At 70.2% G+C, this 21,338-nt stretch carries 26 protein-coding genes and 2 tRNA genes; 13 read left to right on the forward strand and 15 right to left on the reverse strand.

Annotated features, from left to right (window positions below):
- Positions 1 to 56 precede the first annotated feature (56 nt).
- The gene (locus V6S85_RS07135; protein ID WP_116567963.1) at positions 57 to 470 is read left to right on the forward strand and encodes a hypothetical protein; all 414 of its coding nucleotides are present in this window, start codon (positions 57 to 59) and stop codon (positions 468 to 470) included.
- A 131-nt stretch (positions 471 to 601) separates the two neighbouring features.
- Here V6S85_RS07135 and V6S85_RS07140 read toward each other — a convergent pair whose 3' ends face one another.
- Complete coding sequence (locus tag V6S85_RS07140) at positions 602 to 1,459, reverse strand: sigma-70 family RNA polymerase sigma factor (RefSeq protein WP_334348501.1); 858 nt, start codon at positions 1,457 to 1,459, stop codon at positions 602 to 604.
- Between the two features lie 98 nt (positions 1,460 to 1,557).
- Between V6S85_RS07140 and V6S85_RS07145 the strand changes: the two genes are divergently transcribed.
- Positions 1,558 to 1,806, forward strand: a complete 249-nt coding sequence (locus V6S85_RS07145) for a hypothetical protein (RefSeq protein ID WP_334348502.1) — start codon at positions 1,558 to 1,560, stop codon at positions 1,804 to 1,806.
- 52 nt (positions 1,807 to 1,858) lie between these two features.
- Here V6S85_RS07145 and V6S85_RS07150 read toward each other — a convergent pair whose 3' ends face one another.
- Positions 1,859 to 2,143, reverse strand: a complete 285-nt coding sequence (locus V6S85_RS07150; RefSeq protein ID WP_116490573.1) for a hypothetical protein — start codon at positions 2,141 to 2,143, stop codon at positions 1,859 to 1,861.
- Positions 2,144 to 2,405: 262 nt separating this feature from the next.
- Between V6S85_RS07150 and V6S85_RS07155 the strand changes: the two genes are divergently transcribed.
- From V6S85_RS07155 to V6S85_RS07165, 3 genes are all read left to right on the forward strand, one after another.
- Positions 2,406 to 3,203, forward strand: a complete 798-nt coding sequence (locus V6S85_RS07155; protein ID WP_165799375.1) for an inositol monophosphatase family protein — start codon at positions 2,406 to 2,408, stop codon at positions 3,201 to 3,203.
- 260 nt (positions 3,204 to 3,463) lie between these two features.
- Positions 3,464 to 4,546 (forward strand): glycerophosphodiester phosphodiesterase, encoded by a 1,083-nt coding sequence (locus V6S85_RS07160; protein WP_334348503.1) that lies wholly within the window; start codon positions 3,464 to 3,466, stop codon positions 4,544 to 4,546.
- A gap of 105 nt (positions 4,547 to 4,651) precedes the next feature.
- Positions 4,652 to 4,978, forward strand: a complete 327-nt coding sequence (locus tag V6S85_RS07165; RefSeq protein ID WP_334348504.1) for a hypothetical protein — start codon at positions 4,652 to 4,654, stop codon at positions 4,976 to 4,978.
- Here V6S85_RS07165 and V6S85_RS07170 read toward each other — a convergent pair.
- Entirely contained in the window at positions 4,975 to 5,511 is a 537-nt protein-coding gene (locus V6S85_RS07170) for a hypothetical protein (protein ID WP_133244763.1), read from the reverse strand. The genes V6S85_RS07165 and V6S85_RS07170 overlap by 4 nt on opposite strands.
- Positions 5,512 to 5,585: 74 nt before the next feature.
- Positions 5,586 to 7,439, reverse strand: coding sequence for an ABC transporter transmembrane domain-containing protein (locus tag V6S85_RS07175; protein ID WP_165828856.1), 1,854 nt, complete (start codon positions 7,437 to 7,439; stop codon positions 5,586 to 5,588).
- Between the two features lie 114 nt (positions 7,440 to 7,553).
- On the opposite strand from V6S85_RS07175, the gene rpmE reads away from it, so the two are divergent.
- The gene (gene rpmE, locus V6S85_RS07180) at positions 7,554 to 7,784 is read left to right on the forward strand and encodes a 50S ribosomal protein L31 (RefSeq protein ID WP_058349579.1); all 231 of its coding nucleotides are present in this window, start codon (positions 7,554 to 7,556) and stop codon (positions 7,782 to 7,784) included.
- A 120-nt stretch (positions 7,785 to 7,904) separates the two neighbouring features.
- Here rpmE and V6S85_RS07185 read toward each other — a convergent pair whose 3' ends face one another.
- A complete protein-coding gene (locus V6S85_RS07185) occupies positions 7,905 to 8,792 on the reverse strand; it encodes an oxidoreductase (RefSeq protein ID WP_334348506.1) in 888 nt (295 codons plus the stop codon).
- Between the two features lie 141 nt (positions 8,793 to 8,933).
- Between V6S85_RS07185 and V6S85_RS07190 the strand changes: the two genes are divergently transcribed.
- Positions 8,934 to 9,830: an AraC family transcriptional regulator gene (locus tag V6S85_RS07190; RefSeq protein WP_116567946.1), complete on the forward strand. Its 897-nt coding sequence runs from the start codon at positions 8,934 to 8,936 to the stop codon at positions 9,828 to 9,830.
- Positions 9,831 to 9,994: 164 nt separating this feature from the next.
- Here the strand turns inward: V6S85_RS07190 and divJ are convergent, their stop codons facing one another.
- Positions 9,995 to 11,767: a cell cycle sensor histidine kinase DivJ gene (gene divJ, locus V6S85_RS07195; RefSeq protein ID WP_165828854.1), complete on the reverse strand. Its 1,773-nt coding sequence runs from the start codon at positions 11,765 to 11,767 to the stop codon at positions 9,995 to 9,997.
- Between the two features lie 189 nt (positions 11,768 to 11,956).
- On the opposite strand from divJ, the gene V6S85_RS07200 reads away from it, so the two are divergent.
- Complete coding sequence (locus tag V6S85_RS07200; protein WP_116567944.1) at positions 11,957 to 12,805, forward strand: sensor histidine kinase; 849 nt, start codon at positions 11,957 to 11,959, stop codon at positions 12,803 to 12,805.
- A 40-nt stretch (positions 12,806 to 12,845) separates the two neighbouring features.
- Positions 12,846 to 13,277: a SufE family protein gene (locus tag V6S85_RS07205; RefSeq protein ID WP_334348507.1), complete on the forward strand. Its 432-nt coding sequence runs from the start codon at positions 12,846 to 12,848 to the stop codon at positions 13,275 to 13,277.
- 182 nt (positions 13,278 to 13,459) lie between these two features.
- On the opposite strand, the gene V6S85_RS07210 is transcribed toward V6S85_RS07205, so the two are convergent.
- Positions 13,460 to 13,621, reverse strand: coding sequence for a hypothetical protein (locus tag V6S85_RS07210; protein WP_165799372.1), 162 nt, complete (start codon positions 13,619 to 13,621; stop codon positions 13,460 to 13,462).
- Positions 13,622 to 13,698: 77 nt separating this feature from the next.
- Between V6S85_RS07210 and trhO the strand changes: the two genes are divergently transcribed.
- The 3 genes from trhO (at position 13,699) to V6S85_RS07225 (ending at position 15,593) form a co-directional block, all read left to right on the forward strand.
- Entirely contained in the window at positions 13,699 to 14,652 is a 954-nt protein-coding gene (trhO, locus tag V6S85_RS07215) for an oxygen-dependent tRNA uridine(34) hydroxylase TrhO (RefSeq protein ID WP_334348561.1), read from the forward strand.
- A 66-nt stretch (positions 14,653 to 14,718) separates the two neighbouring features.
- A complete protein-coding gene (locus V6S85_RS07220) occupies positions 14,719 to 15,063 on the forward strand; it encodes a hypothetical protein (RefSeq protein WP_334348508.1) in 345 nt (114 codons plus the stop codon).
- Between the two features lie 74 nt (positions 15,064 to 15,137).
- On the forward strand, positions 15,138 to 15,593 hold the full coding sequence (locus V6S85_RS07225; protein ID WP_334348509.1) for a PA2169 family four-helix-bundle protein: 456 nt from the start codon (positions 15,138 to 15,140) through the stop codon (positions 15,591 to 15,593).
- Between the two features lie 25 nt (positions 15,594 to 15,618).
- Here V6S85_RS07225 and V6S85_RS07230 read toward each other — a convergent pair whose 3' ends face one another.
- From V6S85_RS07230 to V6S85_RS07255, 6 genes are all read right to left on the reverse strand, one after another.
- Positions 15,619 to 16,320, reverse strand: coding sequence for a DUF6456 domain-containing protein (locus tag V6S85_RS07230; protein ID WP_334348510.1), 702 nt, complete (start codon positions 16,318 to 16,320; stop codon positions 15,619 to 15,621).
- Positions 16,317 to 16,718 (reverse strand): helix-turn-helix domain-containing protein, encoded by a 402-nt coding sequence (locus tag V6S85_RS07235; protein ID WP_116567936.1) that lies wholly within the window; start codon positions 16,716 to 16,718, stop codon positions 16,317 to 16,319. Before V6S85_RS07235 ends, V6S85_RS07230 begins: the two co-directional genes overlap by 4 nt.
- A gap of 174 nt (positions 16,719 to 16,892) precedes the next feature.
- Entirely contained in the window at positions 16,893 to 17,630 is a 738-nt protein-coding gene (locus V6S85_RS07240; RefSeq protein WP_334348511.1) for a YceI family protein, read from the reverse strand.
- Between the two features lie 81 nt (positions 17,631 to 17,711).
- Positions 17,712 to 19,469 (reverse strand): DUF885 domain-containing protein, encoded by a 1,758-nt coding sequence (locus tag V6S85_RS07245; protein ID WP_334348512.1) that lies wholly within the window; start codon positions 19,467 to 19,469, stop codon positions 17,712 to 17,714.
- A 104-nt stretch (positions 19,470 to 19,573) separates the two neighbouring features.
- A tRNA-Gly gene (locus tag V6S85_RS07250) sits at positions 19,574 to 19,648 on the reverse strand.
- A gap of 46 nt (positions 19,649 to 19,694) precedes the next feature.
- A tRNA-Gly gene (locus tag V6S85_RS07255) sits at positions 19,695 to 19,769 on the reverse strand.
- A 170-nt stretch (positions 19,770 to 19,939) separates the two neighbouring features.
- Between V6S85_RS07255 and V6S85_RS07260 the strand changes: the two genes are divergently transcribed.
- Positions 19,940 to 20,794 carry an SDR family oxidoreductase gene (locus V6S85_RS07260; protein WP_334348513.1) on the forward strand — a complete coding sequence of 285 codons (855 nt, stop codon included), beginning with the start codon at positions 19,940 to 19,942 and terminating at the stop codon, positions 20,792 to 20,794.
- Here V6S85_RS07260 and V6S85_RS07265 read toward each other — a convergent pair.
- A complete protein-coding gene (locus V6S85_RS07265) occupies positions 20,791 to 21,099 on the reverse strand; it encodes a type II toxin-antitoxin system RelE/ParE family toxin (protein ID WP_334348514.1) in 309 nt (102 codons plus the stop codon). The two genes, V6S85_RS07260 and V6S85_RS07265, sit on opposite strands and share 4 nt — an antisense overlap.
- Positions 21,057 to 21,320 carry a CopG family ribbon-helix-helix protein gene (locus tag V6S85_RS07270; protein WP_116567928.1) on the reverse strand — a complete coding sequence of 88 codons (264 nt, stop codon included), beginning with the start codon at positions 21,318 to 21,320 and terminating at the stop codon, positions 21,057 to 21,059. Before V6S85_RS07270 ends, V6S85_RS07265 begins: the two co-directional genes overlap by 43 nt.
- Positions 21,321 to 21,338 lie beyond the last annotated feature (18 nt).

The raw sequence follows: 21,338 nt of genomic DNA on the forward strand, positions 1-21,338 counted from the left end.
TGGTTGTGGGAGAGGCATAGCGTCCTCCCCGCGAACCATAACGGGGAGGGACCGCCATGCAGAAGCGGCTCGTAGCGTGTTTGCTCAGCGTACCCATGCTGGTCCTGGCCGCCGTTCCGACGGCCGCAGAGACCTGGAAACCGGCCCCCGGCGAGGCCAAGACCTTCTATGACGCCGACTTCCTGAGAGTGGACGAGAAGTCCGGCCTGGTGGTGCTTCGCATCGCCGAAGGCAAGGGCGGCGGGCCTTACAAGGCCTGGCCGGCCGGCAAGGGCCCGATCATGCTCTTCGCCCTCGACTGCGCCGCCGACAAGTGGATGGACCTCGGCATGGATTTCGCCGGCGACAAGGGCCTGCCCAAGAACTGGCGGCAGGAAGCCAAGGTCGACGACATCTCCGGCGCGGCGGGCAAGGCCGGCAAACTGGCCTGCGAGACCAGGGACAGCCTGCCCAAGACGCCGTTGCCCTGATGATCCCTCTCCCCTTGCGGGAGAGGGTGGCCTCCCGAAGGGAGGTCGGGTGAGGGGTCTCTCAGAACCGTCCGCGCGACCCCTCATCCGTCGGCCTTCGGCCGCCACCTTCTCCCGCAGGGGGAGAAGGATTACGGGGCCACCCGCGCCAGCTTGTCGGGATTGCGCATGGTGTAGACGGCGGCGATGCGGCCATCGACGATGTCCAGGCCCATGGTCTGGATGACGACGCCGTCGTGCGACAGCACCACGCCCGGCTGGCCGTTGATGCGCGCCAGGCGGACGGCCACGTCGTCGGGCTGGGGCCACTTGCGGGCGATGCCTTCCAGCAGGCGCACGGCGTTCTCGAGGCCGAACACCGGGTTCATCGTCGCCGAGGCCTTGCCGCCGCCGTCGGCGTGCATGACCACGTCCTGCGCCAGCAGCCCTCGCAGGGTTCCCGCGTCGCCGCTGAGCGCCGCGGCGATGAAGGCCTGGGTCAGGCGGCGCTCCTCGTCGGCGCTGGGCTTGTAGCGCGGCTTGCCGGCCTTGACGTGGTCGCGGGCCCGGGCGGCCAGCTGGCGCACGGCGGCCTCGGAGCGGTCCAGCGTGGCGGCGATCTCGGAAAAGGGCGTGTCGAACACGTCGTGCAGCAGGAAGGCCGCGCGTTCGAGCGGGGTCAGGCGCTCCAGGGCCAGCAGGAAGGCCACGGTCAGGTTCTCGCCCAGGCCGAAGGTCTCGTCGACATCGACCACGGGCTCGGGCAGCCATTCGCCGACATAGAGCTCGCGTCGGGCGCGGGCCGACTTCAGCCGGTCCAGGCACAGGCGCGAGACCACGCGGTTGAGGAAGGCGCCGGGATTGTCGACGCCGGCCTCGTCGACCTCGCGCCAGCGCAGCCAGGCGTCCTGCACCACGTCCTCGGCCTCGGCCCGCGAGCCGAGCATCCGATAGGCCAGGCCGGTCATGGCGTGGCGGCGGTTTTCGAAGATCTGGTCGGCCTGGGTCATGGCGCCTCGCGTCGCTTTGCGAACTCAGGACGAATTAGTCTTGGCCCATGTGACACGGCGGGCCACAGAAAAGCGAATTCATCCGCGGGGGCGAGATCATGTGGTGGAGGCTGGCGCTGATCGGCGGGGTGACGGCGATCGTTCTGGCGGTGCTGGCGCCGATGTGCCCGGTCCGCATCGAGATCCTCGCGCCGCCGGACATGGGTTACGCGGATAGCGCCGATCCGGTCGGCGAGGCCGCGCAGTGGATCTTCTGGTGGCTCCCGACGGCCTTCGGCCTGTCGGTGGTCGTCGTGGCCGGCCTGCTGGCCCGTTGGATCGTCCGGAAGCACCGCAAGGCCGGCTGACCGGACCCGTCGTGGGGAACGACGGGCCCTAGCCAGGCTTTAGTCGGCGATCCTATTCGGCGGCGTTGGCGGCGGCCGAGCGCAGGGCGGCATAATCGGCGCGGGCCTGGCCCAGGGTCTCGGTCACGCACGAGGCGTAGTTGGGGTGGCGGCTGGTCTTCAGCGCCTTGACGCACACCTGGCGGGCGGCGCGGGTCAGCTCGTCGCTGACGGCGGCCGAGGACTTGCCGGTCACCGAGACGCGCTGCGAGGCGCCGCTCAGCAGGGTTTCGGCGGCGACGGGTTGGGCCACGGCCAGCAGGGCGACGGCGGCGGTGATCAGGGAGAACTTGGTCATGGGGTCGTTCCTTGTTTGCGCTAAAGGGGAGTTTGCGCGTGGCGCGACCCTTCGCTTTGCGCTGGATCAACCGCCGCCCCTAAAATTGACCGATCGGTCCCCTTTTGCAAGGGGGAGGTCGAAACCGCGACAATCTGCCCCGCCTTGCCTTCCGGCGGCCCCGCGTCTAGGTTCCGCGCCCGCTCTTTCCCACTGCCATCGTCCGTCTCCCGCCGCCGCGCGTCCGCGCGCCGGTGCAGGGAATTCCATAGGATATTCGCCCGTGCCCACGCCTTCCGCCCTTCTCAACGTGATGATCGACGCCGCGCGCAAGGCGGCTCGCGGCCTGGCCCGTGACTTCGGCGAAGTCACCGAGCTGCAGGTTTCCAAGAAGGGCGCGGGCGACTTCGTGACCAACGCCGACCTCAAGGCCGAGCAGACCCTGTTCGAGATCCTCAGCAAGGCGCGTCCGGGCTACAGCTTCCTCGGCGAGGAGCGCGGCATGGTCGAGGGCACCGACAAGACCCACACCTGGATCGTCGACCCGCTGGACGGCACCACCAACTTCATGCACGCCATCCCGCACTTCGCGGTCAACATCGCCCTGCAGCGCGAGGGCGAGGTCGTCGCCGGCGTCACCTACAACCCGATCACCCACGACCTGTTCTGGGTCGAGAAGGGGCGCGGCGCGTTCCTCGGCGCCGAGAAGCGCCTGCGCGTCGCCGCCCGCAAGCACCTGGACGAGTCGGTGCTGGCCACCGGCGTGCCGTTCGTCGGCAAGCCCGGCCACGGCCAGTTCCTGAAGGAGCTGCACCAGGTCAGCCAGAAGGTCGCCGGCGTGCGCCGCTTCGGCGCGGCCTCGCTCGACCTGGCCTGGGTGGCCGCCGGCCGCTTCGACGCCTACTGGGAACGCAACCTGAAGCCCTGGGATGTCGCCGCCGGCGTGCTGATGGTCCAGGAATCGGGCGGCAAGGTCACCACCATCGAGGAGCACGGCGACCCGGTGCAGGGCGCCTCGATCCTGGCCTCGAACCCCGAGCTGCACCCGCAGGTGCTGAAGGCCCTGCAAGCCGCCGGCTGAGGCGCTTCGCAGCGAGAGATTGGAAGGGGCCCCGGAATTTCCGGGGCCCTTTTCGTTTGCGGGTGAGCTTTTCTTTTTCGCTTCCCTCGCCCCTGTGGCGAGGGCCCATGCCGGCGACGGCTCAGACCCAGGTCGCCCTGTGGAGGTCTGAGCAGGCTGAACGATGGATCCTGGGCACAAGGCCCAGGAAGGCAGGAAACGGTGATCCAAACCTGTTCGAAGCTCGCCAAACCGTCACACCCGCGCGCTAATCAGCGGCCATGACCCTACTGACCCGCCGCGCCATGACGACCGCCGCCCTCGCGGGCACCATGGGCGCCAGCATGATCCCGACCATGGTCCGCGCCGGGGTGCGCAAGCCGGTGGTCATCGCCCACCGCGGCGCTTCCGGAGAACGTCCCGAGCACACGCTGCTGGCCTATGGCCTGGCGGTCGAGCAGGGCTGCGACTTCATCGAGCCCGACCTCGTCGTCACCAAGGACGGCCACCTGCTGGTGCGCCACGAAAACGAGATCGGCGGCACGACCGACGTGGCCTCGCATCCCGAGTTCGCGGCCCGCAAGGCGACCAAGACCATCGACGGCGAAAGCCTGACCGGCTGGTTCACCGAGGACTTCACCCTGGCCGAGATCAAGACCTTGCGCGCCCGCGAGCGGCTGCCGCAGCTGCGTCCGGCCAGCGCCGCCTTCGACGGCCAGGCCAGCGTGCTGACCTTCGACGAGGTGGTCGCCTTCGCCCGGGCCGAGAGCAAGCGCGTGGGCCGCACGATCGGCGTCTATCCGGAGATGAAGCACCCGGCCTATTTCGCCTCGATCGGCCTGCCCATCGAGGGGCGGATGGTCGAGGCGCTCAAGCGCAACGACCTCAATTCCAAGACCGCGCCGGTGTTCGTGCAGTGCTTCGAGGTCGGGCCGCTGAAGACCCTGCGCCTGAAGACGCCCGCGCGCCTCGTTTTGCTGGTGGCGGGAGAGGGCGGTCCGGCCGACCTGCCGAACGTCAGGTACGCCGACCTGGTCACGCCCGAGGGCCTGAAGGGCGTGGCGGCCTATGCCGACGGCCTGGGCCCGGAAAAGACGATGATCGTCCCGCAGGACAAGCAGACCCTGCTGCCGGCCACCTCGCTGGTGAAGGACGCCCACGTCGCGGGCCTGGTGGTGCATCCCTGGACGGTGCGGGCCGAGAACTACTTCCTGCCGGCGACCCTGCGGCGCGGCGATGCGGGCGCCGCCGACTACCTGGCCCAGCGCGGCGACGTGACGGCGGTGCTGAAGGCGCTTTACGCCGCCGGCGTCGACGGGGTGTTCAGCGATTTCCCGGGGCTGGCGGTCGCCGCGCGCGGCTGATCACGGCTTGGGCGAGACGGGCGTTTCCTCAAGCCCGTCCGCCGGAACGTCACACGCGAGCGTTGCAAGCGGTGCATGCTGGCGCCTCCAGACCGGGAGGCCCGCATGACCCAGCCGTTCCAGCTTTCCCTGGCCCCGCGCCAGCTGACCCAGACCATCAATCCGTGGTCGTGGAGCTTCGGCGACTTCTCGCTGTTCACCGTCAATCTGGGCCAGTCGCGCAGTCCTGAAGTGGAGGCCCGGGTACTGGACGAGGTGGGCAGCTACGGCCGCCAGATCGGCCGCATCAGCGAGGCGCTGCTGGTGCTGGTCGACTGGGCGCAGAGCCAGCCCGACGGCCCGTCCAGCCCCGCCTTCCAGGCGCTGCGCGACCAGGTGGCCCATGTGGCCCTGATCAAGAAGGCTATCGAGGCCGAGAAGGCGGCCGGCTAGCCCGCCTTCTTCAGCGCGTGCAGGCGGAAGCCGCCGCGCGTGCCGGCGATGAAGCACAGCAGGGTGGCGATGGAGAGCACCAGGCCCACCGACAGCTGCCCCAGCGAAGAATATGGGTTGCTGGCCTTGTGGCCGACGATGGCCAGCAGGGAGACGGCCAGGCCGTAGATGGCGAACAGCAGGAGCAGCAGCGGGATCAGGCGCGTCTTGCGCCGCCACTGCACGACGCCCAGCAGCACGTAGACGAGGCCGACCAGGCCGCTGAAGCCGATGGTGGTCCAGACGATGGACGGCGCGGCGTTGGCCATCATCGCCTCGGCCATGGCCGGATCCTGCATGGCCGCAGTGGCCTGCACCTGGCGGCGCATCTCGTCGACATAGACGTCGAGCTTGAGGAAGATCATCGCCGCGCCGAACGCGCTGCTCACGGCCGCCAGCCAGGCGCCGACGGCCCCGGCGCGGGCGGCGCGGGCGGCGGTCTCCTCATCCGGCAACTTGGCGAACGGATTAAGGACGGCCAGCTTGTCGATCACGATACGCACCCCCGGGACGAAGGGCGCGAGCTTTCGACGCCCGCGCCCGCTTCGTCAACCTAGGGGGGGCGCGGTCAGGCCGCCTCGACGCCGAACTGCAGGCGGGCCAGGCGCGCGTAGAGGCCGCCCTTGGCCACCAGGTCGGCGTGCTTGCCCTCCTCGACCACGCGGCCGTCCTCCATGACCACGATGCGGTCGGCCTGCAGCACGGTGGCCAGGCGGTGGGCGATGACCAGGGTGGTGCGCCCGCTCATGGCCGCGTCCAGGGCCTGTTGGACCAGGCGCTCGTTCTCGGCGTCCAGCGCGCTGGTGGCCTCGTCGAGCAGCAGGATCGGGGCCTGGCGTACCAGGGCGCGGGCGATGGCCAGACGCTGGCGCTGGCCGCCCGACAGGGTCTTGGCGCGCTCGCCGACGGGCGTGTCGAAGCCCTCGGGCAGGGCGGTGATGAAGCCGGTGGCCTGGGCCGCGTCGGCGGCGGCGCGGGCCTCTTCCTCGGTGGCGTCGGCGCGGCCAAAGCGGATGTTGTCCATGGCCGAGCCGGAGAACAGCGGCGAGTCCTGGGCGACCAGGGCCATGGTCCCGCGCACCTCGGCGGGCGTGGCCTCGCGCAGGTCGACGCCGTCCAGGCGGATCGCGCCGCCCTGCGGGTCGTAGAAGCGCAGCAGCAGGCGCAGCACGGTGCTCTTGCCCGCGCCCGAGGGGCCGACCAGGGCGACGGTCTCGCCTGGCTTCACGGTCAGGGTAAAGCCGTTGAGGGCCGGCAGGTCCGGACGGCCGGGATAGGCGAAGGCCACGTCGCTGAAGGCGATCTCGCCGCGCACGGGCGAGGGCAGGGCCTTGGGCGCCTGCGGCGGGGCGATGCCCGGCTTGGCGTTCAGCAGTTCGGCGATGCGGTCCATGGCCCCGGAGGCCTTCTGGACGTCGCCCCACACCTCGCCCAGGGCGCCGACCGAGCCGGCGGCCATGATCGCCAGCAGGGCGAACTGGGCCAGGGTGCCCGGCGTCATCTCGCCCTTCAGCACCAGCTGGGCGCCGAACCATAGCAAGAGGGTCACGCCGCCGAAGGCCAGAGTGATGACCACCGAGGTCATCAGGGCGCGGGCGCGGATGCGGCGCACCGAGGCGTCGAAGGCCGTCTCGACCGCCGAACCGAACCGGCGGTCGGCCTCGCGCTCGCGCACGAAGGCCTGGACGGTGTCCAGCGCGTCCAGGCTTTCACCCGCATAGCCGACGGCGTCGGCGAAGCGGTCCTGGGCGGTGGCCGACAGTTTGCGCACGTTGCGGCCCATCAGGAACATCGGCGCCAGCACCACCGGCACCATCAGCACGATGAAGCCCGCGAGCTTGGGGCTGACCACGGCCATGTAGCCGAGGCCGCCGACCAGGCTGAGGGTGTTGCGGATGGCGATCGAGGCCGAGGCGCCGACCAGCTGGTCGATCAGGGTGACGTCGGTGGTCATCCGCGACAGCACCTCGCCGGTGCGGGTCTTGAGGAAATAGGCCGGATCCAGCGACAGCACGTGGCCGTAGAGCGCGCGGCGCAGGTCGGCCACGACCCGTTCGCCCAGGCGCGTGACGAAGAAGAAGCGCGCGGCGGTGGCCACGGCCAGCACCAGGGCGACGCCGCCCAGCAGCAGGAAGGCGCTGTTGACCGAACCGTGCGAGCCCTTGGCGAATCCCTTGTCGATCACCTCCTTGAAGGCGGCGGTCAGGCCCAGCGTGGCGCTGGTCGAGAACAGCAGGAAGAAACCGGCCGCCAGGGCGTCGCCGATATGGCGGCGGACGAACGGCAGAAGGTGGGCGAGGGGCCGGATGTCCTTGCGGCGCGGGCGGCGGGCGGCCGCCTCGCTCAGGCTCTGGGCCAGCTCGGCGCCGGCGCCGGGGCGGCCGTCGGCCGAAATCTCGCCGCCGTTAACGTCGGTCATCAACTGGGTCCTTGCCAAAATCGCGCGGGTTCTTTATAGCCGCGCGTCTTCGAGGGCCACCCCGCTGGTGGTGCTCACCCACATTTCACGCCGCGCTCTAGTCGGTTGGACCGTCCGATGAAACAGAACATTCACCCCGACTACCACTTCATCACCGTCACCCTGACCGACGGCTCGAGCTACCAAACCCGCTCGACCTACGGCAAGGAAGGCGCGAACCTGGCGCTCGACATCGACCCGCGCACCCACCCGGCGTGGACGGGCGGCAACGCCCAGCTGATGGACCGTGGCGGCCGCGTCTCGCGCTTCAACGCCAAGTTCGCCGGTTTCACCGCGAAGAAGGCCTAAAGCCTCCAAGTCTCGCCGTAAGGGCGACGAAAAGCCGGCTCCGCGTTCGCGGGCCGGCTTTTTCTGTATCTGGGCTCTGAAAAGGAAAAGCCGCGCCGGGGTCCGGCGCGGCTTCTGGCGTCAGCGCCAGGCGGTGGTGGTCTCGGCTTCCGGCTTGAACTCGAAGTCGCCGTCGGTGGAGGCCGACAGGTCGCGCCAGGCGTCGAGCTCGCCCTGCAGGCTGTCGATCTTGGCCTGCACCATGGCGAGCGCGTCCGTGCCGGCGCACCAGCGGACGGGCGGACGCTCGGCATTGGCCAGCGTCACCAGCGCCTGGCCCAGGCGCAGGGGATCGCCGGCCTGGTTGCGGCTGCGGGCGTCGTAGAAGGCCTTCAGGTCGGCGGCGACCTGGGCGTAGTCGTCGATGGCGTGCGAGGCGTGGCGCACCGAGGTCGGCTCCAGGAAGTCGGTGCGGAAGAAGCCCGGTTCGACCACCGTCACGTGGATGCCGAAGCGGCGGACCTCGCCGGCCAGGGATTCCGAGAAGCCCTCCACGGCGAACTTCGAGGCGCAGTAGAGCGTGCCGCTTTCGCCGCCGACGATGCCGCCCACCGACGAGACGTTGAAGATCCGGCCCGAGCGCTGGGCGCGCATGGCCGGCAACACGGCGCGGGTGACGTGCATCAGGCCGAAGACGTTGGTGTCGTACTGGGCCTGGGCGTCCGCCGCGGTCGATTCCTCGAACACCGACAGGTGGCCGTAGCCGGCGTTGTTGACCAGCACGTCGATGCGGCCAAAGCGCGCCAGCGCGGCGTCGACGGCGGCCTGCACCTGGTCGGGACGGGTGACGTCGAGGGCCAGCGACAGCAGGTTGTCGGTGTCGGGGCCGAGGGTCTCGACCAGGCTCTGGCGGTTGCGGGCGGTGGCCACGACGCGGTCGCCGGCGGCCAGGACGGCGCGGACGATGTCGGCGCCGAGACCGCGCGAGGCGCCGGTGACGAACCAGGTGCGGGGGGCGGGGGAAGTCATGGGGAAGCTCCTTCTGAGGAGCTTGCAGCATGGGCCGGGATCGGGCGGAGGCCGTAGACGGATGCCGCCAGCCTCTTGCATGATCCTGCCATCGCGGCGATCGTCGTTGCTGGATCAGGCCTTTGACGGTTGAATGTCGCCATGAGCAAGTTGCCCGAACTCGTCGACCTGGTGCGCGGCCATCTGGGAGAAGTCTCGACGGACGGCGTCGGTCCGCTGGTCCCGCCGGGCCTGCACATGATCGCCAGCACGACCGTCACCGAGGCCCAGCAGCTGGTCTACGAGCCGATGCTGTGCCTGATCCTCGACGGCGCCAAGACCACGACCCTTGGGGCCGAGAGCTATCCCTATCGCGCCGGCGAGTACCTGGTGGTGTCGGCCGACCTGCCGGTCAGCGGGCGGGTGATCGCCGCGCCCTACCTGGCCGTGGGGATCCCGCTGGATCCGGCCATGATCGCCGATCTGCTGGTCGAGGCCGGGGAAGTCCTGCCCGAGATCACGCCGACCCGGGCCCTGGCGGTCAGCCGGATGGACGACGAGTTGATCGAGACGGTGATGCGGCTGGTGCGCCTGCTGGACCGTCCGCGCGAGGCGGCGGTGCTGGGGCCGATGGTGCGGCGCGAGCTGATGTGGCGGCTGCTCAGCGGCGAGCGGGGCGGCATGATGCGCCAGATCGCCTCGTCGGGCGGCCGGCCGGACCAGGTGCGCAGGGCCATCCGCTGGCTGCGCGCGCACTATGCCGAGCCGATGCGGATCGAGACGCTGGCGCGGGTGGCGGGCATGAGCGAGACCTCGCTGCACCGCCACTTCAAGGCGGTGACCGCCATGAGCCCGCTGCAGTACCAGAAGCAGATCCGCCTGCAGGAGGCGCGCAATCTCCTGATGGTGCAGGGGCGCGACGTGGCCGGGGTCGGCTTTTCCGTCGGCTACGACAGCCCCTCGCAGTTCAGCCGGGAATACGCGCGCCTGTACGGCCGCCCCCCGGGACGGGACATGGCCCGGCTGCGGGCAGATCCGTCGCTCAGCGTGGCGGTTTAGGGCGGGGAGGTTCGCCGCCCAAGACCCTCCCCCTGAAGCGGGAGGTGGCCCGGAGGGCCGGAGGGGGAAGTGTCTGCTGACGTCGAGGATGCTGCTGGGTCACCAGCAACCTCCCCCTCAGTCGCTCCGCGACAGCTCCCCCTTCGGGGGGAGCATCCGCCGCCTCAGCGCGGCGGGGCGAAGCGGATGACGTTTTCGCCCAGGAAGGGCTCTTCGGATGCCTCGGACGGCGGCGCGAACAGCGGTTCCATGGCGTCGGCGGTGGCCGTGGGGCTTTCGGGCTTTTCCGGCGGCTTGGGGGCGGCCAGCAGGATGGGCATGCGCACCGAGACGCTGGTGCCCGCGCCCAGGCGGCTCTCGACATGCATCTCGCCGCCGTGCAGCTGGGCGAAGGCGCGCACCAGCGACAGGCCAAGGCCGGTGCCCTTGGCGCGCTGGTCGACGCCGCCGGCCTGCTCGTAAGGGCGGCCCAGGCGCTCTAGATCCTCGGGGCTGATGCCGACGCCGGTGTCGGCCACCACGATCTCCAGCATGCCGTCATGGCCGTCGGCCGTGACCGTCACCTGGCCGCCGCGCGGGGTGAACTTCAGGGCGTTGGAGACCAGGTTCAGCACGATCTGCTTGAGGGCCCGGCGGTCGGCGTCGACGTCCAGCTCGCCGGGCGGCAGCACGCCGCGCAGCTGCACGCCCACGCTGTCGGCCTGCACGCGCAGCAGGCGCATGGCGGCGTTGACGGCCTCGCGGGCGTCGAACTCGCCGCGCGACAGCTCGAAGCGCTCGGCCTCGATCTTCGACATGTCGAGCACGTCGTTGATCAGGTCCAGCAGATGGCGGCCGCTCTCGTGGATCAGCTCGGCGTACTCGCCGTAGCGGTCGGTCAGGGGGCCGAACATGCGGGCGCGCATGATGTCGGAGAAGCCCATGATGGCGTTCAGCGGCGTGCGCAGCTCGTGGCTCATATTGGCCAGGAAGCGGGCGCGGCCGGCGGCCAGTTGCTCGGCGTCGTTGCGGGCCTGGTCCAGCTGCTGCAGGTGGCGGGTCTCGGCGGTGACGTCGCGGAGCACGCCGACCAGCATGCCGGGACCGACGCGGCGCAGGGTCAGCGACAGGGTCTTTTCCGGGGCTTCGGCGGCCGGGAAGGTGAGCACGGCCTGGTGCTCGCGCAGGGCCTGGCCCAGGGCGAAGTCGACGCGGGCGCGCTCGCCAACGACGGCGGCGTGCGACAGGCCGTCGATCATGATCCTGTCCAGCGCCGCGCCCTCGGGGGCGACGCCGCGGACGGTGCGCACGCGGCCTTGCAGGGTGACCACGAAGGCCAGGAACGGCAGGCCGTCCAGCAGGGTGGAAAGGGCCGTCAGCTCCGACAGGTTGCGCACGTCGCGCTCGCCGGCCCGGCGGTGGGTCAGCATCAGGCCGGCGGCTAGGCCAAGGCCGGTGGTGGCCACGGCCAGGAAGCCGAGGATGAAGGCGGTGGGGCCGGTGGGCGGCGGCGGGGCCAGGCCCGACAGCTGGGTCAGGGCGGCCATGGCGCCGCCGATCAGGGCCAGGGCCGCACCCTCGGCCAGGCGGCGCGGGGCGGCCAGGGTCGAGGCGGCGGCCACGGGGGCCAGGCACCAGGCGCTCATGGCGCCGGAGACGCCGCCGGTCAGGGCCGCGGCGATCGCGCCGCCGGCGGCCCAGCCGACCAGCAGCATCGATTGGGTGCGCTCGTCCTCGCTGTCGCCCAGCAGCAGGGCGGCGATGGCGGGCAGGGCCCCGGCCAGCAGGGCCGTCCAGATCGGCCAACCCGTCGAGCCTGGCGTGAAGGCCACCGCGCCGCCGGCCAGCAGGGCCGCGGCCAGCCAGCCCAGACGCCAGGCGCGCGCCGTCTCGCCCGCGCCGAGCGCGGGACGAAAGGCGGCTTCATCCTGCCGCGGCTGCACCGGGTCGATGTCCAAGGGGACGCGTCCGCCTCAAAAGGTTCGTTATTGGTGAATCCTAACCCCGCTTCGGCCGATCCCCCAAGCGCGCACAATTGTGGGGCGACCGGCCGAGTCCAGCTTCTTGTGGACGGAAACGGTTTCGTAAGCGGGTTGGTTCAGGGTGGCACAGAATGCCTTTGCGGACAGAAGGTCCGGGAGTTTCATATGTCTCAGACGGCGTCCGCGGACGCTTCGTTCACAGCCGAAGAGCCCGCCGAAAGCGTGGCTGGGGCTGATTCGCGCGGTGCGCAGCGGGGCGCCGAAGGCCCCACCGCGACGTTTCGCCGCGCCGCCGCCCGCGCCCGCCGCAAGGCCGCCCTCGACGATCAGAAGCGTTCGTTCCTGCGCATGGTCAGCCACGAGCTGCGCACGCCCCTGAACGCGGTCATCGGTTTCTCGGAGATTCTCGCCAGCGAGCTCTACGGCCCGCTCGGCTCGCCGCAATACAAGGAATACGCCAAGCTGGTGCACGAGAGCGGCCTCAAGCTGCTCAAGCTGGTCAACCAGATCGTCGAGATCGCCCGCCTGGAAGGCCACGTCACCGACCTCGACGTCGCCGCCGAGCCGCTGGACGAGGCGGTGGAGGACGTGATGGCCCAGCTGCGGGCCGAGTGCGAGGCGCGGGGCGTGGTGCTCAGCGCGCCGGACCTGGTGGGCATGCCGGGCGTGCTTGCCGACCGCCGGGGCCTGCGCACCATTCTCTCCAACCTGATGCAGAACGCGGTCGCCCATTCGCCGCGCGACGGGGTGGTGACCATCGAGGCCGAGCGCGTGGCCGGCGGCATGGTCGAGATCTCGATCCGCGACCAGGGCGAGGGCGTCGAAACCGCCGACCTGCCGCGCCTGCTGCGCCCGTTCGAACAGGGCGGGGCGTCTCTCACGCGCACCGGCGAGGGGGTAGGCCTGGGCCTGCCGATCGTCGACCTGCTGACCCGGGCGATGAACGGCTCGCTGCGCCTGAAGTCGGCGCCGGGGCAGGGGCTGACCGCGATCGTGAGCCTGCCGGGGGCTTGACCGCTTGCATCAGGGGCGCGGCCCGCCTAGATGCCGCGCCATGAGCACCAGCCCCATCGACGCCGCCCTCGACGAACTGGCCGACGAGTTCGAAATGCTCGGCGACTGGGAAGAGCGCTATCGCTACGTGATCGAGCTGGGCAAGGACCTCGAGCCGCTCACCGCCGAGGAGCACTCGGAGGAGAACAAGGTGCGCGGCTGCGCCAGCCAGGTGTGGCTGGTGACCGAGCCGCAGGCCGACGGAACCGTGCGTTTTCGCGGGGACAGCGACGCTCACATCGTCAGCGGGCTGATCGCCGTGGTGCTGCGGCTCTATTCGGGCGCCCAGGCCAGGGACATCGCCGCCTTCGACGCCTCGGCGGCCATGGCGCGCCTGGGGCTGTCGGAAGCGCTGTCGTCGCAGCGCTCCAACGGCCTCAAGTCGATGGTCGCCCGCATCCAGCGCGACGCGGCGGCCCTGGCGGGGGCCTGAGAAAGGCTTCCTCTAACTCCCGTCATTCTCGCCCTTGTGGCGAGAAACCCTCTATCGGCCGCAAGGACGGAGGTGGCGAACCGCAGGCGGTTCGCTTGCGCCTCACGTGCAAGCTGACCCAGAGGTTCCCGCCACAAGGGCGGGAATGACGGCCGGGAAGGGGGATGCGAGCCCCCAAACCCCTAGAAGAACCCGGCCCGGTTGCCGATGAACACGATGGCCACGACGATCAGCAGAAGCTGGATCAGCCAGTTCACGGGCGAGGGGATCGGCGAGCGCTGGACGGCGTAGAGCGCCAGGCCAAGCAGCACGAGGGCGATGATGACGGTGATCAGTATGCTCATGGCCCGGTAACCCGCGTTATGCGCGCTTGGTTCCGGCCGTGCTTGAGCAGACCCGTCCGATCTTCTATGGCCCGCCCATGACCTCGACCTGGCGCATCGCCGCCCTCTACCGCTTCGCGACCTTCGACGACCCGGAAGCGATCCAGGCCGACCTGGCCAAGCTGTGCTGCGGGCTGAAGGTCAAGGGCACGCTGCTGCTGGCCCGCGAGGGGATCAACGGCACGATCGCCGGAACGCCGCGGGCGATCGACGCGGTCATCGCCCATATCCGCGCCCTGCCGGGCTGCGAGGCGCTGGAACTGAAGTTCGCCGACGCCGACCATGCGCCGTTCCACCGCCTGAAGGTCAAGGTGAAGGCCGAGATCGTCACGCTTGGCGAGCCCGATCTCGATCCGGCCCACAATCATGGCGTCCACGTCGATCCGGCCGACTGGAACGCCCTGATCGCCCGGCCCGACGTCATCGTCATCGACACCCGCAACGGCTACGAGGTCGATTGCGGGTCGTTCGAGGGGGCGATCGATCCGCAAACGCCCAGCTTCGCCGATTTCCCCGCCTGGTTCGACGCCTTCCGCCGGACCTGGGACCCGGCCGCGCCGGCCCCGAAGGTGGCGATGTTCTGCACCGGCGGCATCCGCTGCGAGAAGTCGACGGCCCTGCTCAAGGCGCGTGGCGTCGAAGAGGTGTTTCACCTCAAGGGCGGGATCCTGAACTACCTGGAGACGGTGCCGGAAGCCGAAAGTCTGTGGCGCGGCGAATGCTTCGTGTTCGACGAGCGCGTGGCCGTCGGCCATGGCCTGTCGCAGGGCACGCACGTCCTGTGCCGGGGCTGCCGGATGCCGGTGTCGGAGACCGACCGGGCCTCGCCGCTGTATGTCGAGGGCGTGGCTTGCCCGCATTGCCACGACAGCCGCAGCGACGACCAGAAGGCCCGCTACGCCGAGCGCCAGCGCCAGGCCGCGCGGGCCCTGGAACTGGGCATCGACCATGTGGGCGCGAGCCTGCCGCCGAAACCGCCGCGCGAGGGCTGACGGATCGCCCTCGCCCGCACGGCGTTATCTCCGCGACCCCTTCCCAAGGACATGGAGACAGACGCCATGGTCGCCTACGACCCCACCCAGACCAACGGCGCGGGCCCGGCCCGCGCCCGCCAGAGCCTGATCGACACCCTGTCGGACAAGGTCTCGAACTTCCTCGACCACCAGTCCAAGCCGCTGGATCCGCAGGCGCCGGTTCCCGACTACGCCGTCGGCGCGCCGCCCAGGAAGCCGCTGACCATAGCCGGCCGTGAGATCCATATCGGCGGCCGCACCGTGCCGCTGGCCGTCGCCGTGCTGGGCGGGGCGGTGCTGGCCGGCCTGCTGATCAACAAGCGCACGCGCGGCGCGGCGATCACCGCCGCCGGCACGGCCTGGACCTTCCTGCAATCGAAGAAACCGTAAGGCTCCGCTTCGAACCTTTTGCGGAGAGGCCGCGTTGCTGCGGTCTCTCCATTCGAAGCTCAAGGAGCCCAAGCATGGCCCATACGAACGAAAACCACATCAAGCTCGTCAACGGCCTGGTCGAGATCACCATCGACAGCGCCGACGGCTACGAGGAAGCCGCCAAGGACGCCGAAAGCAGCCGCTTCAAGACCCTGTTCCAGGCCCGCGCCCAGGAGCGTCGCGGCATCGTCTCCGACCTCCAGGCCGAGGTCCGCCGCCTGGGCGGCACGCCCGACGACGACGGCAGCATCCTGGCCGCCGCCCACCGGGTGTTCCTCAATGTCCGCGACGCCCTGACCAAGGGCGACGAGGCGGTGGTCAAGACCGTCGAGGACGGCGAGGACCACATCAAGGCCAAGTACGAGAAGGCCCTGGGCGACGTGGATATCCAGCCGGAGACCCGCCGCGCCATCGAGGAGGCCTACGCCAAGGTGAAGGCCGGCCACGACCAGATGCGCGACATCAAGCACGCCCAGCAGGCGTCGTAAGGCGCTTCAGGACAGGCGGGACGGCTCACGCCATCCCGTAATGCGCCGCGAGGCGCTGCAAGGCCGCCTTGAGGGCGGCCTTGCCCGTTCTGGGCTTCATGCCCAGGGCGACCTCGGTTCCCTGTAGAGACGTGCCGGTAAGGCAGATCAGGGTCAGGATCGGCATGGCCTCGGACCCCACCGCCTCCATGGCCCGTCCCAGGCGCTGGCGGGCGGCGTAGGCGCGCTCCATGGGCTCCAGGCGCGAACCGCCGCCCGAGCGCGGCGTCGGATCCCAGCGCATGGTCAGGCGGCCGATGATCCCCGAGGCGTGGGCGTCGGCCGACAGCTTCTCGCCGGCGGCGTGCTCGGCCCGGGTGATGTGCTTGCGGCGCAGCAGCCAGTCCAGCGGCGCCTCGCCCAGATTGGCGCGGTGCGTCGTCGCCCGGCCGCCGGGCTCGACCACCGTCTTCTCGCCCTCGACGAAGCCGGGACGCCCAGGGGGCGGGGAAGGAGTGCGGGGCGACAGCCGCCAGCCTCCGTCGCCGCGCGGGACCAGCCGGTCGAACAGCTTGCGGAAGGCGGCTTCGTCGATGACCAGCATCGGACGGCGGCCGCGAGCGAAGCGCACGGCGTAGGCCAGGCCCCTGGCCTCGATCACCGAGCCGGCGCGGGCCAGCAGGCGGGCGGCGCGGTCGGCCAGGTGCTCGGCCTCCAGCTCGCCTTCGAGAATGCCGGCGACGGTCATCGGCCCAGCCCCGCGCGCTGGAACTCGATGCCGGCGAGATCCGGGATGGTCTCGGGCGCCTGGCGCACGCAGGCCTCCAGCGCGGTCATCCGGGCGTCGAACACCCGGTCCTCGCGCAGGTCCTCGATGCGATGGCAGGCGTGGGCGCAGGTGGTGCGGTCGCGGCCGAAGGCGAAGGCCACGCGGGTCAGCGGCCAGTGAAAGATCACGTGCGCCAGGTAGATCGAGATCTGCCGGGCGCGGGCGGCCGACTTGTGGGTGCGCTTGTCCGACGTGATGTCGACCGGCGCGACGCCGGTGGCCAGGGCCACGGCGTGGGTGACGAAGGCGGCGGCCAGCCGGTCGCGACGCGGATCGGGCGAGATCGCCCAGGCCTCCTCCAGGATTTGAGCGAGCATGATGGTCCCTCAAGAGCGGCGCCCCCAATGACGCCCATGAGCATCAGCCTAGGCCGATATTCCTCCTGTAGGATAACTTTCCTATTTCGCGCGTCCAGCGAAAATCTAAACCACTGATTGTATTAAGCGGATTGGTCGCCTGTCCCCGTCCGGCGATGGGGACAGGCGCCTTCATCAGGGCTGGCCGGGCGCGGGCGGCGCGTTGGCCGCCGGCGGGTTGGGCTTCAGCAGTTCGGCCTCGATGGCCACCTGCACCTCGTCGCCGACGCCCATGGTCGAGCCGGGCTGCGGCACGCCGTAGGCGACGCCGAAGTCCGAACGCTTGAAGCTGCCGGTCAGCGAGAAGCCGATGCGGGCGTTGGGGTCCATCGGCGGATAGCCGGTGTAGCCGCCGTTGAACCTGGCCTTCAGCGTCACGGGCTTGGTCACGCCGTGCAGGGTGAGGTCGCCGGTGACGTCGGCGGTGTCGTCGCCGGTCTTGGCGACCTTGGTCGAGCGGAAGGTGATGGCCGGGTACTTGGCCGCGTCCAGCCACTGAGGGCCCAGCAGTTCCTCGGTGAAGCCCTTGGGCGGGGCCGGCAGCTGCAGCGAGGCGGTCTTGATGCTGGCCTCGATATGGGCGCTCTCGATGGCCTTCGGGTCGAGGGTCAGCTTGGCGTCGAAGTCGGTGAAGCGGGCCGTGTACCAGGAGAAGCCCAGGTGATTGACCTTGAAGCTGAGGTCGGCGTGGGTCTTGTCCAGCGTGTAGTCGCCGGCCGGCAGGTCCGCGGGCGGCTTGGCCGCGGCGGGCGCGGCGGCGGTCTCGCTGGCCGGCTTGGCCGGGGCGTCGCTCTTGGCCGCCTTCGGGTCGGAGCAGGCCGAAAGCGCCAGCAGCAGGGCGCCGCCGATCGCGAGCTTCGAGGCGTAGGACATGAAACCTCCCTTTTATGCAGGCGGGGAGGTTCGGCCCGGGGCGAGCGTTGGGTCAACCCCAGGCCGTGGCTCAGCTTGCCATTACTTTTTCCGCGCGGCGATCCAGGCGTCGGTCCGCGCCTCCAGCACCGCCAGGGGCGTGGAGCCGCCGAGCAGGACGAGATCGTGGAAGGCCCGCTCGTCGAACTTCGGGCCCAGGGCGGTCTCGGCGCGCTTGCGCAGCTCCAGGATCTTCAGCTCGCCGATCTTGTAGGACAGGGCCTGGCCGGGCCAGGAGACGTAACGCTTCAGCTCGACCTCGATATTGGTCGAGGACAGGGCGCTGTTTTCGGTGAAGCAGGCGCGGGCCTGTTCCAGGCTCCAGCCCTTCCAGTGCATGCCGGTGTCGGCCACCAGCCGGCAGGCGCGCCACATCTCGTAGGACAGGCGGCCGAACAGCTCGTAGGGGTCGCGATAGATGCCCATCTCCTCGCCCAGCCATTCCGAATAGAGCCCCCAGCCCTCGCCGAAGGCGCTGAAATAGAGGTTCTTGCGAAACTCGGGGCCTGCCTGTTCCTGGGCCAGCGAGGTCTGGACGTGGTGGCCCGGCGCGCCCTCGTGCAGCACCAGGGCCGGCAGCTCGTAGAGGCCGCGCTGGTCGAGGTCGGAGGTGTTGATCATCAGCCCGCCGGCGCGGCCGGCCTTCGGGTCGCCGCCGAAATAGCGGCCCGTGGTGTAGCCCTTCTCGATGCTGGCCGGCACCGGGCGCACGCCGTAGGTCAGGCGCGGCAGGGTCCCGAAGTGGGCCGGCAGCTGGTCGTCGGCGCGCTTGGCGATCTCGCTGGCCTTTTCCAGCAACTGCTGGCGGCTGGTGGCGTAGAAGCGCGGGTCGGTGCGCAGGAAGGTCAGGAAGGCCGGCAGGTCGCCCTTGAAGCCGGCCTCCTTCATCACCGTCTCCATCCGCGCGCGGATGCGGGCCACCTCGGCCTGGCCGATCTCATGCACCTGGTCGGGGGTCATGTCGGTGGTGGTGTAGCGCTTGACCAGGAAGGCGTAGTAGCGCTTGCCGTCGGGCACGTCGCCCACCGCCAGGCTCCTGGCGGCCTTGGGCAGGTACTCGTCCTGCATGAAGGCGACGAAGCTTGCGCGGGCCGGGGCGACCTTGGCCTTCAGCACCGCCTCGCCCTCGGCGATGAGGGCGGCCTTGCGCTCGGCCGGCACGCTGGCGGGCAGGGCGCGCAGCGGCGCCAGCAGCGGATCCTCGGAAGGCGGCGTGGCGGCCGTGCGCTGGGCGCGCTCGAGCACCGACTGGGCGGTCATCTTCGTATGGACGAAGCCGGTGGCGATCCCGCGCCGGGCCTCGGCGATGTTGGCGGCGTACCAGTCGGGCGCCTGGGCCAGCAGCGCGATCCACTTCCTGGCCTCGGCTTCGTCCTTCAGGCGGGCGCTGCTGGCGCGGTAGAGCAGCGCGACGTCGAAGCCGCCGTCGCTGCTGAACGGCATGCGGCTCTCGTCGAACGACAGCCCGGCGAGCTTGTCGTCGAGGCTCCAGGCCAGGATCTGGCGGGTCAGCTTCTCGTCGTCGGACAGGCCGGCCGCGTCGACCTCGCCCAGCAGGGCCTTGGCCTTTTCGTACTTGGCCTTGCGGTCGGCGTCGGCCTTGGGGCCGACCGGCGGCAGGCGCCAGCGGGCGGCGTCCGAGCCGCTTTCCTCGTCGTCGATGGCCGAGACCGACTCGTAGGCCTTCACGGCCTCGGTCAGGCGGGCCGAAGCGCTCGGGGCGGCCGCTTGCGCGCCGCTCGCCAGCAGGACGGCCGACAGGGCCGCGCCGGCGGCGAGGCGGAGAAGGTGATGACGCATGGACGCTCCCCGGAATGAACGAGGGGAGGTTAGAGCAGGATTTGCCGCCGGGCCAAACGGCCCCGCTTCGCATCCGGATCAGAATGTGAGGAGAGGGAAGAAAATGGAGCGGGCGAAGAGATTCGAACTCTCGACATCCACCTTGGCAAGGTGGCGCTCTACCACTGAGCTACGCCCGCGCACCGATTTTCTTGTCTCTTCCATCCGTCTCCCGAAGGGAGGGAATGGAGCGGGCGAAGAGATTCGAACTCTCGACATCCACCTTGGCAAGGTGGCGCTCTACCACTGAGCTACGCCCGCATCGAAGAGGCTGAAAGCAGCGCCCCGCGACGAGGAGGCGGCTTATGGCAGAGCGTTCCGTGCTTGGCAAGCACTGTCGCGCAACTTCATTGGGGATGAATGCCGCACTTGCGGAAAGCCCCGTTTCGACGGCTCATTGGTCCCTTGGATTTGAGGGCGGGGCTCTGGGTTTGCGTCTGTTCGTGTTCGGATTGGGCTATGTCGGCGCCGCCTTCGCCGAATCTCTGGCCGCGCGAGGCTGGGCGATCAGCGCGACGGGCCGCACGCCGCAGGCGCGGGCCGCCGTCGAGGCCCTGGGCTTTTCCGCTGTCGATCCCGACGACAAGGCCGCCATGGTCGAGGCCATGCGCGGCGTCAACGCGGTGCTGGTGACCTCGCCGCCGACCGGCGAGGGCTGTCCGGCCCTGGAGGCGGTGATTCCCGCCCTGGCCGCCGCCGAAGCCTTCCCCGACTGGATCGGCTATCTGTCGACCACCGGCGTCTATGGCGACTTCGACGGTGGGTGGGTGTTCGAATCGAGCCCGCTGAAGGCCCAGTCGGTCGAGGGCGCGCGTCGGGTCGGCGCCGAGCGCGACTGGCGCCAGGTGTGCCGGGGCATGGGCCTGACGATCGCCACCTTCCGCCTGCCGGGCATCTACGGCCCTGGCCGCAGCGCCTTCGATCGGCTGCGAGCCGGCGAGGGGCGCCGAATCGTCAAGCCGGGCCAGGTGTTCAGCCGCATCCACCGCGATGACATCGTCTCGGGCCTCCTGGCCTCGCTGGAGCGGCCTCGCGCCGGGGCGGTCTACAATCTGTGCGACGACGAGCCGGCCCCGCCGCAGGACGTCATGGAGCACGCCGCCCGCCTGCTGGGCGTTCCGGTTCCACCGGACCTGCCGTTCAACGCGCTGGGCCTGTCGCCCGCCACCCGCCGCTTCTATGCCGAGAACAAGCGCGTCTCGAACGCGCTGGCCAAGGCCGAGCTGGACTGGCGGCCAAAATATCCGACCTATCGCGAGGGGCTGGCGGCGATCCTGGCGGGCTAGAGGCCGTCGGGCCAGCGTTGGGCGCCGTGCATCACGCGTAGCACTTCGATCCGGTCTTCCGAAACGCGATAGGCGATGACGAAGGGCGTCCTGGGCACGACCATTTCTCGTGTGCCTGGGCGGCGTCCGACGCGGCCTTGATCGGGGAAGGCGACAAGGCCGGTTGCGCTCTCGAGAATGCGTACGACCTGGGTCTTGGGTCTGTCGGCGGCGATCCAAACCTGTGCTGAACGAAGATCGCGTAGCGCCGGCGCGGTCCAGACTAGCCGCACTTCGGCATGGGCTTTTCGTCGGGGCCGCCCCACGAAGCGACCCAATCCGCCACCGCGTCATGCTCGGCGAACTGGCCTGCGTCCGCCGCGCGAACGCCCTCGTCGATCGCCGCCGCCTGCCAGTCACGGACGGCGATGAACTCGCGCACGGCCTGTTCGACTACCCAGGCCTTGGATCGGTCCATGGCGTGGGCCAGCTCGGCGACTTGGTCGTCGAGGTCCGGTTCGAGGTCGATCGTGAACGGCTTGCTCATGCGCTTTCGGCTCCAGCG

Origin of the sequence: Caulobacter sp. CCNWLW153 (genome assembly GCF_036889365.1) — a bacterium.
Taxonomy (GTDB): domain Bacteria; phylum Pseudomonadota; class Alphaproteobacteria; order Caulobacterales; family Caulobacteraceae; genus Caulobacter; species Caulobacter radicis.